This is a genomic window from Rhodococcus sp. Leaf247, from assembly GCF_001426185.1.
Classification (GTDB): domain Bacteria; phylum Actinomycetota; class Actinomycetes; order Mycobacteriales; family Mycobacteriaceae; genus Rhodococcoides.
Map to the genome: position 1 here is coordinate 728,471 of NZ_LMRP01000001.1, position 16,035 is coordinate 744,505.

General features: G+C 67.0%; 15 protein-coding genes. 8 read left to right on the forward strand and 7 right to left on the reverse strand.

From position 1 onward, the window contains the following. Positions 1-160 precede the first annotated feature (160 nt). Both ASG64_RS03375 and pth read left to right on the forward strand, forming a co-directional pair. Positions 161-826, forward strand: coding sequence for a 50S ribosomal protein L25/general stress protein Ctc (locus ASG64_RS03375; RefSeq protein WP_042574790.1), 666 nt, complete (start codon positions 161-163; stop codon positions 824-826). Between the two features lie 80 nt (positions 827-906). Continuing rightward, on the forward strand, positions 907-1,485 hold the full coding sequence (pth, locus tag ASG64_RS03380) for an aminoacyl-tRNA hydrolase (RefSeq protein WP_042574820.1): 579 nt from the start codon (positions 907-909) through the stop codon (positions 1,483-1,485). A 4-nt stretch (positions 1,486-1,489) separates the two neighbouring features. Here the strand turns inward: pth and ASG64_RS03385 are convergent, their stop codons facing one another. Next, entirely contained in the window at positions 1,490-3,124 is a 1,635-nt protein-coding gene (locus ASG64_RS03385) for a fatty acyl-AMP ligase (protein ID WP_056070052.1), read from the reverse strand. 163 nt (positions 3,125-3,287) lie between these two features. Here ASG64_RS03385 and ASG64_RS03390 point away from each other — a divergent pair, with 163 nt between their 5' ends. Next, complete coding sequence (locus ASG64_RS03390; RefSeq protein WP_042574788.1) at positions 3,288-4,928, forward strand: peptide chain release factor 3; 1,641 nt, start codon at positions 3,288-3,290, stop codon at positions 4,926-4,928. Between the two features lie 290 nt (positions 4,929-5,218). Then, positions 5,219-5,563 (forward strand): hypothetical protein, encoded by a 345-nt coding sequence (locus ASG64_RS03395; RefSeq protein ID WP_231568686.1) that lies wholly within the window; start codon positions 5,219-5,221, stop codon positions 5,561-5,563. 216 nt (positions 5,564-5,779) lie between these two features. Here ASG64_RS03395 and ASG64_RS03400 read toward each other — a convergent pair whose 3' ends face one another. The 4 genes from ASG64_RS03400 to ASG64_RS03415 form a co-directional block, all read right to left on the reverse strand. Then, positions 5,780-6,463: a fasciclin domain-containing protein gene (locus ASG64_RS03400; RefSeq protein ID WP_042574786.1), complete on the reverse strand. Its 684-nt coding sequence runs from the start codon at positions 6,461-6,463 to the stop codon at positions 5,780-5,782. Between the two features lie 163 nt (positions 6,464-6,626). After that, a complete protein-coding gene (locus ASG64_RS03405; protein ID WP_056072582.1) occupies positions 6,627-7,301 on the reverse strand; it encodes a DUF4166 domain-containing protein in 675 nt (224 codons plus the stop codon). 89 nt (positions 7,302-7,390) lie between these two features. After that, positions 7,391-9,175, reverse strand: a complete 1,785-nt coding sequence (locus tag ASG64_RS03410) for an ABC-F family ATP-binding cassette domain-containing protein (RefSeq protein WP_042574785.1) — start codon at positions 9,173-9,175, stop codon at positions 7,391-7,393. Then, positions 9,175-10,125 (reverse strand): 4-(cytidine 5'-diphospho)-2-C-methyl-D-erythritol kinase, encoded by a 951-nt coding sequence (locus ASG64_RS03415; RefSeq protein ID WP_056070054.1) that lies wholly within the window; start codon positions 10,123-10,125, stop codon positions 9,175-9,177. Before ASG64_RS03415 ends, ASG64_RS03410 begins: the two co-directional genes overlap by 1 nt. Positions 10,126-10,210: 85 nt before the next feature. Between ASG64_RS03415 and ASG64_RS03420 the strand changes: the two genes are divergently transcribed. Continuing rightward, positions 10,211-11,191, forward strand: coding sequence for a helix-turn-helix transcriptional regulator (locus tag ASG64_RS03420; RefSeq protein ID WP_056070057.1), 981 nt, complete (start codon positions 10,211-10,213; stop codon positions 11,189-11,191). On the opposite strand, the gene rsmA is transcribed toward ASG64_RS03420, so the two are convergent. Both rsmA and ASG64_RS03430 read right to left on the reverse strand, forming a co-directional pair. Beyond that, positions 11,167-12,042, reverse strand: coding sequence for a 16S rRNA (adenine(1518)-N(6)/adenine(1519)-N(6))-dimethyltransferase RsmA (rsmA, locus tag ASG64_RS03425; protein ID WP_042574782.1), 876 nt, complete (start codon positions 12,040-12,042; stop codon positions 11,167-11,169). The genes ASG64_RS03420 and rsmA overlap by 25 nt on opposite strands. Before the next feature lie 25 nt (positions 12,043-12,067). After that, on the reverse strand, positions 12,068-13,195 hold the full coding sequence (locus tag ASG64_RS03430; protein WP_056072585.1) for a resuscitation-promoting factor: 1,128 nt from the start codon (positions 13,193-13,195) through the stop codon (positions 12,068-12,070). A gap of 381 nt (positions 13,196-13,576) precedes the next feature. Between ASG64_RS03430 and ASG64_RS03435 the strand changes: the two genes are divergently transcribed. The 3 genes from ASG64_RS03435 to ASG64_RS03445 are packed head-to-tail and all read left to right on the forward strand — an operon-like array spanning position 13,577 to position 16,009. Then, entirely contained in the window at positions 13,577-14,965 is a 1,389-nt protein-coding gene (locus tag ASG64_RS03435) for an amino acid ABC transporter substrate-binding protein/permease (RefSeq protein ID WP_082043072.1), read from the forward strand. Then, positions 14,962-15,729: an amino acid ABC transporter ATP-binding protein gene (locus tag ASG64_RS03440; protein WP_327212880.1), complete on the forward strand. Its 768-nt coding sequence runs from the start codon at positions 14,962-14,964 to the stop codon at positions 15,727-15,729. Before ASG64_RS03435 ends, ASG64_RS03440 begins: the two co-directional genes overlap by 4 nt. Before the next feature lie 19 nt (positions 15,730-15,748). Further along, positions 15,749-16,009, forward strand: a complete 261-nt coding sequence (locus ASG64_RS03445; protein ID WP_056070060.1) for a hypothetical protein — start codon at positions 15,749-15,751, stop codon at positions 16,007-16,009. The last annotated feature ends 26 nt before the right edge of the window (positions 16,010-16,035 follow it).

The following is a 16,035-nucleotide window of genomic DNA, read 5'->3' on the forward strand; positions in this document are numbered from 1 at the left end:
CCGGTAATGTCGACCGAGTTGTCTCGGCGAGGGTGACGTCCACGTGTATGGGTGTCACCGTGATCGACGCAGGCACGGTCGTCAGCGGCCGTCCTCGTTCGTGTCCACGCCGGGCGAGTAGTACCCCGCCGCACACGTCTTTCGAGGAGTTCTCTCACACATGTCCGACACCAATGCCATCAAGGCCACCACTCGCACCGAGTTCGGCAAGGGCGCAGCTCGCCGCACCCGCCGCGACGGCCTCGTGCCGGCCGTCCTCTACGGTCACGCCACCGAGCCCAAGCACCTCGCGCTCAACGCCCGCGACTTCGCCGCGATCCTGCGTGCCGACGGCACCAACGCGGTCGTCGAGCTCGACGTCGACGGCGAGAAGCACCTCGCGCTGACCAAGTCGGTCGTCGTCCACCCGATCCGTAACTACATCGAGCACGCCGACCTGCTGGTCATCCGTCGCGGCGAGAAGGTCACGGTCGAGATCAACGTCGTCGTCACCGGCGACGCAGCCCCCGGCGCACTGGTCACCACCGATGCGAACGCCATCGAGATCGAGGTCGACGCCACGCAGATCCCCGAGCAGTTCGAGGTCTCCGTCGAGGGCGCCGAGATCGGCACCCAGATCCTGGCCAGCTCCGTCGAGCTCCCCAAGGGCGCGACGCTGATCTCCGATCCCGAGCTCCTCCTCGTCAACGTCGTCGAGGCGCCCAGCGAGGCAGCCCTCGAGGCCGAGGGTGCAGGCGACCTGGCCAGCAACGTCGCCGCCGAGGAAGAAGAAGCAGTCGAGGACAGCTCCGCAGCCGACGAGGCCGCAGCAGCCGACGAGAACTGACCTACTTCGTACGACTCACGGCGCGCCTTCCTCGGAAGGCGCGCCGTTGTCGTCGATTACTGCGAAAGTGACTGGTGGACATGACCGATCGGCCCGCTCTGGTGATCGGACTCGGCAATCCCGGGCCCCAGTACGACCGCACCCGGCACAACATCGGCACCGTGGTGGTCGATGCACTGGCCGCGCGCATGCGAGGTTCGTTCTCCTCCCACAAGCGCAGCAATTCCGATGTGCTGCAGGCACGTCTGGGTGATCGGCCGGTCATCCTCGGCAAACCCCGTTCGTACATGAACGAGTCCGGCGGGCCCGTCGCGAATCTGGCCCGGTTCTTCTCGGTCGCGCCGGCGGACATCATCGTCGTCCACGACGAGTTGGACGTCGATCTGGGTCTCGTCCGCCTCAAGTTCGGTGGCGGCGAGGGCGGCCACAACGGACTCCGCTCGATCTCGAAGTCGTTGTCCACGAAGGATTATCTTCGTGTGCGCGTCGGTGTGGGCCGTCCGCCGGGACGGATGGATCCCGCGGCGTACGTGCTCAAGCCCTTCGCCGCGGCCGAGCGGGACGAGGTCTCGGTCGTCGTCGAAGAGGCTGCCGACGCCGTGGAACTGCTCCTGAAGACGACCCTCGAGGACGCGCAGAACCGCGTGCACCGCCCCTGATCGATCAGCCCAGAAGTGACGCCGAGTTCGCGCGTCGCAACTTGCCCGAGGACGTCTTCGGGATGGTGCCGGGGCCGAGTACCGCGACGGTTCGCGGTCGCACCCCCACCTCCGACACGACTGCGTGCACGATGTCGCGCTCGATGCGCTTGACCGCCTCAGGATCGCCGATCTCGTTGGTTTCCGCTGCGACGGCGAAACTTTCGCGCTTCTGACCCGCGTCGAGCCGGATGGCCACCGCATTGCCGGGGCGGACACCCGCCACCGTGCCCACCGCGCGTTCGATATCGGTCGGGTAGATGTTGCGGCCACCCATGATGATGACGTCCTTGATGCGCCCGCACACCACCACCAGGTCGTCCTCGGTGAAGTAGCCGATGTCGCCGGTGTCGAGCCAGCCGTCCGCGTCCTGCGCCGAGACGGGTCCGTCGACGGTGACGTAGCCGGGCGTCACGGCCTTTCCTCTCACCTGGATGACACCGACGCCGCGGCGGGGAAGTACCTGCCCCTCGGTGTCGACGACGCGTCCCTCGAGGTTGGGCACCATCTGCCCGAGCGTCGCGAGTCGGCGCACGTTGCCCTTGGTCGACGGGACGGCGCGGCCCATCACCTCGAGAAGATCGGCATCGACCTCGTCGAGCACCTGACCTCGATCGCGCACGGGAATCGAGACCGCCAGCGTCGTCTCCGCCATCCCGTAGACGGGCGCGAGCGCGGTGGGCGCCAGTCCGAACCGGGCGCCGGCGTCGGCGAGGGCGAGCATCGTGTCGGGATCGACCGGCTCGGCGCCGTTCCACGCGTAGCGCAGCGACGACAGGTCCAGCGTCGTGTCGTCCGGCGCCTGCTTGAGTCTGCGTGCGAGCAACGAGTACGCGAAGTTGGGCGCGGCGGTGACGGTGCCGCGGTATTTGTCGATCAGCTGGGCCCACAGCAGCGGCGAGCGGAGGAAGTCGATGGGCGTGATGCTGACGACTTCGGCGCCGACCTGCATCGGCACGGACAGGAACCCCACCATGCCCATGTCGTGGAACAGCGGCAGCCAGCTGACCATCACATCGGTGTCCAGCGAGTACTCGATGCGGTCGATCATGGCGTAGGCGTTGACGTAGAAGTTCTCGTGCGTGATGCGGACGGCCTTCGGCGACCCCGTCGACCCGGACGTGAGCTGCTGCAGCGCGATGTCGGACTCGTCGGTGTGCACCGGGTCCGTGTCCTCACCGCCGCGCAGATCGTCGATGGTCAGCACGGTGATCCCGCGCTCCTCGAGGATGGGCGCCGCAGCGTCGAACGGGGCTCCGAGGACGACGGCACGGCAGTCGATCATCCGGATCACGGTTTCCGTGTCCTCCCCCCACAGCGCGAGATCGGTGCGGGGAGTGGGCTGATGGAGCATCGTCACCGATGCGCCCCGCATCCAGGCCGCTTGGCACGACGGCGCGATGTCGACGGGCTGACCGGCCAGGATGCCGATGGCGTCACCCCGTGAGACACCGGCTGCGGCGAGCCCACCGGCCATCCGACGGGCGACCGTGTGAATTTCTCCCCATGTCTGCCGCAGGGGCGCATCCGGCTCACCGGTTACGAGGCCTCGGTCCGTCGTGGCCGCGGTCGCGTACATCTCCTCGGTGAACTTGCTCAACGTCGCTCCTTCATCGGTGGTGTGTGCCGGGTCCGCGCACCACTGTTACATCCGGCCTACGGTGACCGCTGTTACGGACGGACGGGCTCGGCGTGTCGGCCGAGTACCCTGGATACGTTCCGACCAGTGACCCGGCATCTGCGGTCACCGAAGAAAGGCCTTCGTGAGCACCCCGTCCGTCGACACCGACACCACCACCGCGGTCCCCGCGACCGGCACCACCCCGCCGAAGAATCTTCGGCGCGAGGTGGACCGACGTCGGACCTTCGCCGTGATCTCGCACCCGGACGCGGGAAAGTCGACGCTCACCGAAGCTCTCGCCCTGCACGCCCGCAAGATCTCCGAGGCCGGAGCGATCCACGGCAAGGCGGGGCGTCGTTCGACCGTCTCCGACTGGATGGAGATGGAGAAGGCCCGCGGCATCTCCGTCAGTTCGACGGCGCTGCAGTTCGAGTACGCGGATCACACCATCAACCTGGTGGACACTCCCGGGCACGCCGACTTCTCCGAGGACACGTATCGCGTCCTGACAGCGGTGGACGCCGCCGTCATGTTGATCGACGCCGCGAAAGGGCTCGAGCCGCAGACGCTCAAGCTGTTCCAGGTGTGTCGACACCGCGGCATTCCCGTGATCACCGTGATCAACAAGTGGGACAGGCCCGGCCGCTCTCCCCTGGAACTGCTGGACGAGATCGACGAGCGCATCGGTCTGACGCCCACTCCCCTGTTCTGGCCGGTCGGGATCGCCGGCGACTTCCGCGGCCTGCTCGATGTCTCGGAGCAGCAGTACATCCACTTCACCCGCACCGCCGGCGGCGCCACCATCGCTCCCGAGGAATTCATGGGTGCCGACGCCGCGGCCTCGCGTGAGGGCGAGGAGTGGACCACCGCTGTCGAGGAGAGCGAACTGTTGGTCGAGAGCGGCCAGCACCACGACGAGGACGCGTTCCTCGCCGGCCGGACGTCGCCGGTGATCTTCGCGTCGGCGATGTTGAACTTCGGCGTCCACCAGATCCTCGACACCCTGGTCTCGTTCGCTCCGGCGCCCGGCCCCCGGCCGGACATCGCCGGCGGAGAGCGTGAGGTCACCGACCCGTTCAGCGCCGTGGTGTTCAAGGTGCAGGCCGGTATGGACACCGCCCACCGTGACCGGTTGGCATTCATGCGCGTCGTGTCCGGTGTATTCGAACGCGGCATGGTGGTCACGCATGCCCAGACCGGCAAGCCGTTCACCACCAAGTACGCGCTGACGGTGTTCGGCCGTGAGCGCACCACGGTGGAGAACGCGTATCCCGGCGACGTCGTCGGACTGGTCAACGCGACAGCGCTGGCGCCCGGTCACACCTTGTACGCGGACCGGAAGGTCGAGTTCCCTCCGATTCCGTCGTTCGCGCCGGAACATTTCTCGGTGCTGCGCGCCGAGAGCGCAAGCAAGTACAAGCAGTTCCGTCGCGCGGTCGACCAGATGGACCAGGAAGGTGTCGTGCAGATCTTGCGTAACGACATCCGCGGAGATGCCTCTCCCGTCCTGGCTGCCGTCGGACCGATGCAGTTCGAAGTGGTCGCAGCGCGTATGAAGTCGGAATTCGGTGTCGAAGCGCGGATGGAACCGCTGGGGTACTCGATCGCTCGACGTACCGACGCGGAGTCGGCAGGCGAGCTGGGGCGGCAACGAGGCATCGAGGTCTTCACCCGTAGCGACGGCGTGCTGTTGGCACTGGTCAGCGACAAGTGGCGCCTGCAATACATCCAGAAGGAGATGCCGGAGCTCACTCTGGAGCCTCTGGTTGCCGCCGCCGACTGACGGCTTGGGATATCTCCGTAACTCGCCTCACCATTGTTGGGGCAATATCTAGTCCTTTGGGCGATATATAGGCGTTACTTCGATCTCGTGGTACTTTTTTTCTGTTCGAACGTACTTCTGGTTTGTTCTTGGAAGTTGTTCGAGACACGTACCGAGACGATCGAGGAGTAGTCCGAACAATGAGCGACGGATCAAGCGGGCCTTTGACGGGCATCAAGATCGGCAAAGCACCTGCCCATCGGTCTACCCGGACACCCACGAACGCCACCCCGAAACCGAGTGAGGTCGACATGACAACCAGTGATCAGATTTCCGAACACGCGTTGCCTGGCGGCAGCTCGTCCACCAACGGCTCGTCGAACGGCAGCAGCTTCGCCGCCGGTCGTCACCCCAGCCCCGACCGCCGCACCGCGATGGGCATCGCGTCCATCCGCATCGCCGGTCGCCTGACGCAGAACGAGATCACCAGCCGGGACACGCGTCCGATGGATTCCTCCACCGGCCCCGACGAGCTTCTCCAGCTTCTCGGCGAGTACCTCACCTCCGGTGGGCTCGCGAGCCCCGAGCTGCACGTCCGTTCCAACGGCACCACGGTCGTCCTCGACCTGCAGAACCCCGCCAAGGGCTTCCGCTGATCTACAGCCACACCTGATACGACCGAAGCCCCCGGCATCGACACGCCGGGGGCTTCGTCGTGTGCACATGCGGTCCGACCCAGCACGCACAAAGGCGACCCGAGAAGAATCTCGGGTCGCCTTGTGCTACTTCACGACGGACACAGTCGGGGGACGACCGTCGAGAAGAGAGTTGTTCGTACTACCGGTCACGCAGATTCACTCGGAAGGAGTGGATCATGCGGGGGGCATCATGACCGAGTCGACGAGGTAGACGGTCGCGTTGGCGGTCTTGACGCCACCGCACACCAGGTTGGAGTCGTTGAACTTGAGCGACTCGCCCTCACCGGTGACGTTGACTGCCTGGCCCTCGACGGAGGTCTGCTCGCCGGCGATGGCGTCGGGAGCGATCTGGCCGGGGATCACGTGGTACGTGAGGATCTTGGTCAGCAGCGCCGAGTCGGTCTTCAGCGTCTCGATGGTGGCGGGGTCGATCTTGGCGAACGCGTCGTCGGTCGGGGCGATGACGGTGAACTCGGAGCCGTTCAGCGTGTCGACCAGGTTGACGCCCGGGTTCAGTCCACCGGAAACCGCTGCGGTGAGCGTCTTCAGGATCGGGTTGTTCGAGGCAGCGACGGCGACCGGATCGGCAGCCATTCCGCTCACGGAGCCGGCGCCGTCCGGGACCTGCTCGGCGTAGCCGGCGCAGCCGGAGCCGACGAGGTTGGAGGCCGGATCGGCACTGGAGTTCATGGCGGTGCTGGACGACATGGCGGACGACGACGAGGTCATCGACTCCATGCTGCTCGTGGCGGTGTCGGTAGCAGTGCTGCTGTCATCGGACGAACATGCGGACAGTCCGAGGAGTGCGACTGCTGCGAAGCCGACTGCAACTGCACTCTTGCTCTTGGTGACGCTCATGGCGAGAAACCCTTCGTTTACGGAACTTGTAGCCGCTCACCGCCGGTGATGATCACCGGCCGCTGTCGGTTGTGTCATCCACCATTCGGATCCGGGTCCCATGGGGGATTGGTGACGGTTGTGAGAAAAATTCCCACCTGCTCGAACGGCAGTCTCCGCGCTCCTACTCGCGCGGATCAGTGCGCGTCGGACCCAGTTCCGGCGGAAGATCGGTCGGAAGGCAGGTTTCCTGCGTCGCGGTGAACCATCCCGTGTACCGAAACAGTTGTCCCAGAGTGCGTCCGCGCACTTGGATGTCGATGCGGTGACGTTGCTGCTCCTCGTCCCACCACTCGCGGCCGGTCGTCTCCGCGGACAGGATGCCCGGCGGCTTGATCGATCCACGAGGTGCCAGGAACCGGGGAAGGCCGCTGTCGAGCTGCAACCCGCCGTCCGCATCCGCGGAACACTGTGTGTGAACGACCATGTCGGGGCCGGACCCGATGTAGTCCAGCGCGCCGCGCGAGCCGACGACCATCACCGAGTCCAGCGCGACCTCGTGGCCGGGGAACTGGAAGCGCCGGACGAACGCGAGTGTCGGCCGACCCAGGTCGTCGGTGTACGCGTAATTTGCGATGGTGAACGGGATGTCCGTGCCGGACCCGGAGGGCACCATCTTGCGCTTACCGCCGAGCCACAGCGCCGGTGGCGGAAGCAACGCCGAGTGCGAAATGGATTCCATGACACCGGTTCCGAACTGTGCGACATGATCGTCCGCACCGAAACCGAAGCGCCACTGCACTTTCGGATGAAGCTTCTCGAACTCCGAGCCCATGACTTCGGACACGACGGATGCCATCGTCACTCCTGCCGCACATCGCGGTCGCCGATCGACCGCCTGAACGCGAGAGTAGCCCGACCCGGCCGAGCCGGGTCGGGCGCGAGCGGTCAGCCGAGTTCTTCGGCCAGCTCCATCCACCGCTCCTCGACGGAGTCCTTCTCCGCGACGACGGTGAGCAATTCTGCGTTGAGCGACTGCAGGGTGGACGGATCCGTCGCGGACTCGGCCAGCGAGGCGTGCAGCGCGCGGACCTTGTCGTCCAGCTTGACCAGCGAGCGCTCGAGCTTGGAGAGCTCCTTGCGGGCGGCGCGCTCGTCGGCGCCACCCTTGGCTGCCGCCGACTTCGCTCCCCCGCCGGACGACATGCCGGGAGCTGCGTCGTCGGCCGCGGCGATCTTCGCCCGTCGACGCAGATACTCCTCGATGCCGCCCGGAAGGTTGGTCAGCTTGCCGTCACCGAACAACGCCCAGGTGGAGTCGCAGACACGCTCGATGAGGTACCTGTCGTGGCTGATCACGATCATCGTGCCGGCCCAGCCGTCGAGCAGATCCTCGAGCTGCTGAAGCGTGTCGATGTCGAGGTCGTTGGTCGGCTCGTCGAGAAGCAGAACGTTCGGTTCGGACATCAGGACGCGCGTCAGTTGCAGTCGACGGCGCTCGCCGCCCGACAGATCGCCGACCGGTGTGCGTTGACGCGCCGGAGTGAACCCGAGACGCTCGGCGAGCTGTCCTGCCGAGATCTCTCTGTCGCCCAACTGGATTCGCTCCGCGACATCCTGGACCGCCTCGAGCACCCGCATGCCCACCGGGAGGTCGTCGAGTTCCTGGCGGAGCCACCCGATGCGCACCGTCGTGCCCTGGATACGTTTGCCCGTCGCCGGTTCCAGCTCGCCCGCGATGGTGCGCAGCAAGGTGGTCTTGCCGGATCCGTTCACCCCGACCAGACCGATGCGCTCGCCCGGCGCGAGGCGCCATGTGAAGTCCTCGACCAGAATTCGACCGTCGGGCGTCGCCAACGTGGCGTCCTCGAGTTCGATGACGATGCGTCCGAGCCGCGTCTGCGCGAACTTCGACAGCGCCACGGAATCGCGGGGCGGAGGCACGTCGGAGATCAGTGCCTCGGCGGCCTCGATGCGGTAGCGGGGCTTCGAGGTACGTGCGGGCGGGCCACGCCGCAGCCACGCCAGTTCCTTGCGGGCGAGGTTGCGTCGACGGTCCTCTGCGGCGTCGGCCTGGCGAGAGCGCTCCGCGCGGGCGAAGATCCAGTCCGCGTAGCCGCCCTCGTACGTCTCGACCTGTCCGTTGACCACTTCCCAGGTGCGGGTAGCGACGGTGTCGAGGAACCAGCGATCGTGGGTGACGACGACCAGCGACGAGCGCCGGTTCACCAGATGCTCGGCCAACCACTGCACGCCCTCGACGTCGAGGTGGTTGGTGGGCTCGTCGAGGACGAGCAGATCGAGGTCCTGGACCAGGGCCGCCGCCAGTGCGGTGCGCCGACGCTCGCCACCGGAGAGCTGTTCGACCGGTGCGTCGAGCCCGAGCCCGGTGATGCCGATGCCGTCGAGGACGCTGCGGATACGCGAATCCCCGGCCCACTCGTGCTCGGCGACTCCGAGGGGCGCCAGCACGATGTCGCCGATCGTGGATCCCGGCGGGAGGACGCCGCGCTGCGTCACGACGGCCATACGCAGGCCACCGACGCGGCTGACGCGACCGGAGTCCGGCTGCTCCACCCCGGCGAGGACTTCGAGCATCGTCGTCTTGCCGTTGCCGTTGAGACCGACGACTCCGATGCGTTCGTTCTCCTGCACGCCCAGTGAGACGTTCTCGAGCAACGGCTTGACGCCGAAGGATTTGGAGACCTGCTCCAGGTTGATCAGGTTGGCCATCAGTGTTGTCCCCGGTTCGTGTCGTTCTGGTCGCGTTCGGTGCGCACTCGCGCTCCGCTTACCGGTCCACGTGCCACGCGTACCGTGCGGCAGACGCCGGCGCCGGACAGTTCCGCGCCCACCTCCACCGCGTGATCCTCCGATGCACAGAGGAAGGCGCAGGTAGGACCCGAGCCGGAGACGATGCCCGCGATCGCGCCCGCCTCGATCCCCGCGCGCAGGGTCCGTCTCAAGCCCGGCTCCAGCGACAGCGCCGCGGCCTGCAGGTCGTTGCCCAGCAGTGGGCCCACACGCGCGGGATCCCCGGATGCGAGAGCTTGCATCAGCTCGTCCGGCGATCCGAGCCGCGGAGGTTCACCCCGCTCACGCAGGCGGTCGAGTTCGGCGTACACGGCGGGGGTGGACAGGCCACCCTTTGCCAGCGCCAACACCCAGTGGAACGAGTTACGCGACAGGACGGGCAGCAGCTTCTCCCCGCGCCCGGTGCCGACGGCCGTGCCGCCCGAGACCGAGAACGGCACGTCGCTCCCCAACTGGGCGGCGAAGTCCATCACGGTGGAGCGTGACAGGCCGAGGTTCCACAACGCGTCGAGCGCGACGATCGTGGCAGCCGCGTCGGCACTGCCGCCGGCCATGCCGCCGGCGACGGGAATTCCCTTGTCGATGGTGATCGCGACCGAGGGCGCGCGGCCGGCGTGAGCGGCCACCAACTCGGCCGCCTTCCACGCCAGGTTGCTGCTGTCGGTGGGCACGGACGCCGCGTCGTCACCGAGAACGGTGACCGACAACGACTCGGCGGCGACGACGGAGACGTCGTCGACGAGCGAGAGGGCGTGGAAGACGGTGGTGAGTTCGTGATAGCCGTCGGGGCGCAGGTCACCGACTGCGAGATGCAGATTGACCTTGGCGGGGGCGCGGACCGAGACCGGCCGCGGAACGACTGTGAGCACGACATATCACTCTAGTCGGCCGACGGACAAGGTCCGAACCGGATAGAGGACACTTCTCGTCCGCTATCGGGAGCATCATGGGCGCATGCGTGAGACCTCGGCCCGACTGCTCGCCCTGCTGTCCCTCCTGCAGACGCGTCGCGACTGGTCCGGTCAGGATCTCGCCGAGCGCCTGCAGATCACTCCGCGAACCGTGCGCCGTGACGTGGACCGACTGCGATCGCTCGGCTATCCGGTGGACGGCACCGTGGGGGTCGGCGGCGGATACCGCCTCGGTGCGGGCGCCGAGATGCCGCCGCTGCTGCTCAGCGACGACGAGGTCATCGCCGTGGCCGTCGGATTGCAGAGCGGCGCTTCCGCGTCGGTGATCGGGACGGCCGAATCGGCGGTCGGCGCGCTCGCGAAGTTGCGGCAGGTGATGCCGTCGCGGCTCCAGCACCGACTCGACGCTCTGACGATCGACGTGCTTCCGTCCGCGCGACCCGTGCCCTCCCGCGTCGACGTGGTGGTGCTGACCGGCATTGCGACGGTATGTCAGAACCACGAACGCCTGCGCTTCGACTACCGCACACACACCGGTGACGTCATGCGGCGCGAGGTCGAGCCCTACCGCCTGGTCAGGTCGGGGATGCGGTGGTACCTGGTGGGGTGGGATCTGGCGCGAGAGGACTGGCGCTCGTTCCGGGTGGACCGCATGGAGACCAAGATTCCGACCGGCCCCCGGTTCACGCCGCGTGACCTGCCCGAGGGCGGGGCGGCCGAGTTCGTCGCCCGCGGCATCGATCGCGCCTTCTCCGCCGCTCGTGGCCGGGTGATCCTGCACGTCCCGGCCGGCGACGTCGAGCACCTCGTCGACCCCGAGTGGGGAACTCTGGAGACGATCGACGACGCGCGATGCGCGGTGGCCGTGACCTCGGACAGTTACACCTCGATGGCGCGCTGGCTGTCGGCGTTCGACGTCGACTTCACGGTCGTCGGCCCGGACGATCTGGTGCAGGCCTGCCGGATCGAGGCGGACCGGCACAGTCGGCTGGCGCGTCGCTACGCCGGCGCCCTGGACGACTGAGCGAGGCGGACGAATGCCGCGGCGTCCAACGTCTCACCGCGCGCCGACGGGTCGACCCCGGCCTCGACGAGTCGGCGCTCCGCGTCCGCCGCGGACCCGGCCCAGCCGGCGAGTGCTGCACGAAGAGTTTTGCGGCGTTGCGCGAAGGCCGCATCGACGACGGCGAACAGCGTCTTCCGGAATGCCTCGTCCATGGGCCACTGCGGATCGGCATGACGATCGATCCGCACCAGACCCGATTCGACCTGCGGCACCGGCCAGAACACCGTGCGCCCCACCGCGCCCGCTCGGCGGACGTCACCGAAGTACGCCGCCTTGACGCTGGGAACTCCGTACGTCTTGCTGCCGGGAGGTGCGGCGAGTCGGTCGGCGACCTCCGACTGGACCATCACCAACGCCGTGCGCAGCGTCGGAACCAGGGCCAGGAGATGCAGAAGCACCGGGACGGCGACGTTGTACGGGAGATTGGCGACGAGGGCGGTCGGTGCGCCGGGAATCTGATCCCTGGTGACGCGCAACGCGTCGGCGCCGACGACGGCCAGTCGATCGGCGCGCTCCCCCGCACGCTCCGACACGGTACGGGGAAGTCGTTCTGCCAGAACGGGATCGATCTCGACGGCGACGACGTCGTGCACGACGTCGAGCAACGCCAACGTCAGCGATCCCAGACCGGGTCCGACCTCGAGCACCGTGTCGTCCGCGCCGACGCCGGCGGCCGAGACGATGCGGCGCACGGTGTTGGCGTCGTGCACGAAGTTCTGCCCCAACGTCTTGGTCGGACGTAGGCCCAGCTCGGCCGCCAGTGTGCGAACTTCGGCGGGTCCCAGCAGCTGCACTCGGTTGTCTGACACAGGGGAAGAGTAGTCGGGCGCGGGACTAGCGCAGGCCCAGCTTGCTGGTGCAGGACGGCCAGGCGCCCCATCCCTGCGTCTCCTGGGTCTGCGTGGCGATGGCGATCTGCTCTTCTCTACTCGCGAGGTCGGCGCGGGGGGCGTACTTGAGACCGCCCTGACGCTCCCAGGTGTTCTGGTCGAACTGCACTCCGCCGAAGAAGCCGTTACCGGTGTTGATGGCCCAGTTGCCGGTCGCCTCGCACTGCGCGAGAGCGTCCCAGATGGACCCGTTCTGCACCGGCGGCACCTCGGTACCGGGCTTGGTGCCCACCCGGACGGTCTTGGCCACCGGCGGTGTGGTGACGTCCGCGGTGACGAGGGTGCGGGACACCTCGACACCGTTGACCTTGTTCACCGAGTACGTCGCGTTCTGCACGCCGGGGGTGGCCGCGGATTCCTCGACGGTCTTGCTCTGGTTCATCGTCGGATCCTCGATGCGCACGTCGGGCGCATTCACCGGCTCGGTGACGGTGAGGGACTCGGTGCGATCGCGGGTGACGGTGATGGTCGCGCCGTCTACGAGGGGTTCGTCGGCCGCCGGCTCGACGGTGTCCTTCTGTACCAGCGGAGCACCGGCGGCCTCGAGGAAGTCACCGACGGTGGGTGCTGCCTTGCGCATCGGGGTGGGCGGGGCGCCGCCGTCCGCCAGGACGACGGACTTGGGAAGGACGACGTTCACGGTGGCGCCGGCAAGGGGCAGTTGCGTGGTCTCGGGCTCGTCGATGTGGACGTCGGGAGCGATCCCGAGCTGGTCCTTGGCCTCGGCGACGGTGGTCGCGGTGGTCCAGACGGTGCTCGGTGCGCCGTCGACGGTGAGCGTGACCTCGCGAGCGCGACGCAGGGTCACCGTCTCCCCGTCCGCGAGGGGCGCGTCCGCGGACGGAGCGACCTCGTCCCGCGGCGTCGGCTCGTAGCCGGCGGCAGCGAGTGCGCTGCCGACATCGGTGGTCATGGTGGACAGCTGCACCTGCTGGCCGTCGACGTCGATGGTCACGGTCTTGTGGCGCGCGACGGCGACTCCGCCGCCCACGACGAGAGTGGCGAGCAACGCGGCGACCACGATGTAGAGGAGGCGCGAGCGGGCGGAGTTGAGACGAGCGACATGCGACATCAGACGGCCTGCTCGGACATCGGGAGCACGTGCGGCATCACGGACGAATAACGCAACTTCGAATTCCTTGCTTGTTCGGGACACAACTCGTGTGCAGCACGGTCGATATCGGCCACAACGATCACGATACGGTAACGAGCGAGTGTGGGTTCGGCAACTTCGCGCCCCCGACGCCGGGGCCGGGACGGAAACCCGTGCCGTACCGGCCAGTAAGGGGTGTCGCGTCCCCCTCGGCCGATAGGGTCCGATCCGACCGACATCGCCGCACTCGGCGTCATCACCACTTGTGGAAGGCCCTCCGTGAACCCGACTCCCCCACCGCGTCTGCGACGACTCCGTCGCGTGCCGGTGATCACCGCCGTCGTGGCGCTCGTCGCGCTGATGCTCGCTCCCGCGGCGGGAGCCCAGCCGGCACCGCCGAGCTCGGTCGAGGGACGCACGTTCGCCGTTGCGACGGATGTCACGTTCGCGCCGTTCGAATTCCAGAACTCCGACGGCCAGTTCGTCGGCATCGACATGGACCTCATCCGCGCCATCGCCGACGACCAGGGATTCTCCGTCGACATCCGGCCGCTCGGATTCGACGCGGCACTGCAGGCCGTGCAGGCCAATCAGGCCGACGCCGTCATCGCCGGTATGACGATCACGCCGGCGCGCGAAGCGGTGTTCGACTTCTCCGATCCGTACTTCGAATCCGGCGTACAGATGGCGGTGCTCGAGAACTCCTCCATCGCGTCGTACGACGACCTCGCGGGCAAGCAGGTCGCGGTCAAGAACGGCACCGAGGGCGCCGACTTCGCCGAATCCATCAAGGACCAGTACGGCTTCACCACGCGCTACTTCGCGGACTCGGCCAGTATGTACGACGAGGTGCGCACCGGTAACTCGGTGGCCGTGTTCGACGACTACCCCGTGCTGCAGTACGGCATTACCCAGGGGAACGGGCTCAAGACGGTCACGGAGAAGGAATCTCCGAGCAACTACGGCTTCGCGGTGAACAAGGGCGCCAACGCCGAGCTTCTCGCCGCCTTCGACACCGGACTGAACAATCTGCGCTCGTCCGGCAAGTACGACGAGATCCTGAACACCTACATCGGCGCCGCGGCGGACGAGACCGACAACTCGATCCCCGGACTGATCAAGAGCGAGTACAAGGAACTGCTGAAGGGCCTCTGGCTGACCATCGTCCTGACGGTCATCTCGATCGTCCTGGCCTTGATCCTCGGCGCCGTGTTCGGACTCTTCCGGGTGTCGACCAAGGCGTGGTTGCGCGGCATCGGGGCCACCTACGTCGCGATCTTCCGTGGCACTCCGCTGCTGGTACAGGCGTTCTTCATCTACTTCGGCATCCCCGCGGCCCTGAGTTTCCAGATGTCCGCCTTCACCGCCGGCATCATCACGCTCTCGCTCAACGCCGGTGCCTACATGGCGGAGATCGTCCGCGGCGGCATCCTGTCCGTGGACAAGGGCCAGATGGAGGCCTCGCGCAGCCTGGGCATCAGCTACCTGACGTCGATGCGCAAGGTCGTGATGCCGCAGGCGATCCGGACCATGATCCCGTCCTACATCAACCAGTTCGTCATCACGCTGAAGGACACCTCGATCCTGTCGGTGATCGGCCTGGCCGAGCTCACCCAGTCGGGGCGCATCATCATCGCCCGCAACTTCCAGTCGTTCAACATGTGGCTGATCATCGGTGTCATGTACTTCGTCATCATCATGGCGTTGACGATGCTGTCGAACCGTCTCGAGAAGAGGATCAACAAGTGAGCACCGAAAGCATCGCGCCCGACGCCTCCGCGGGCGAGGTCAAGATCCGCGCCATCGGTCTGAAGAAGTCGTTCGGCGACCTCGAGGTGCTCAAGGGCCTCGACGTCGACGTCCACTCGGGTGAAGTGGTGTGCGTCATCGGCCCGTCCGGCTCGGGCAAGAGCACGTTCCTGCGCTGCCTGAACAAGTTGGAGGACATCACCGGCGGGACGGTCGTCGTCGACGGCTTCGATCTGACCGATCCCAAGGTGAACCTCGACTCCGTGCGCCAACACATCGGCATGGTGTTCCAGCACTTCAATCTCTTCCCGCACATGAGCGTCGTCGAGAACGTGATGCTCGCCCCCGTCGAGACGAAGAAGGCCGACAAGGCGAAGGCGCGCGAGAACGCCGTGCGTCTGCTGGCCCAGGTCGGCCTCGCCGACAAGGAGAACGCCAAGCCCGCGCAGCTCTCCGGTGGGCAGAAGCAGCGCGTCGCGATCGCGCGGGCGCTCGCGATGGATCCGGACATCATGCTGTTCGACGAGGCCACGAGTGCGCTCGACCCCGAGATGGTCGGCGAGGTGCTGCAGGTTCTCCGCGATCTGGCGAAGGGCGGCATGACCATGGTCGTCGTCACGCACGAGATGGGTTTCGCCCGTGAGGTCTCCGACCGTGTGATCTTCATGGCCGAGGGGTACATCGTCGAGGAGGGTTCTCCGGACGAGCTGTTCGGCAATCCGAAGAACGACCGGACGAGGGACTTCCTCGACAAGGTCCTGTAGTCACGAGAGAGGCGCGTACGTGAGCGACGAGCAAGAGTTGATGCAGAAGATCACCGCGAAGATCGACGCTCGATTGGGTGCACAGACCAACGGCCTGCAGAACGAGGTGCCGCCCGGCGCCAGTGCGCAGGACGACGACGAGGACGGCGAACGCGGACCCCTGGGCCGTGACTACCACCTGGCCGGTAAGTACGCGCAGGCCCTGGCCATCAACGAGCCGAGCGTGATCGACCGCGCCGAGTTCGATCGACTGGTGGAGACCTACGGCGACGACGACTGACGCGTCGCCGCGACCCGATCGTGACC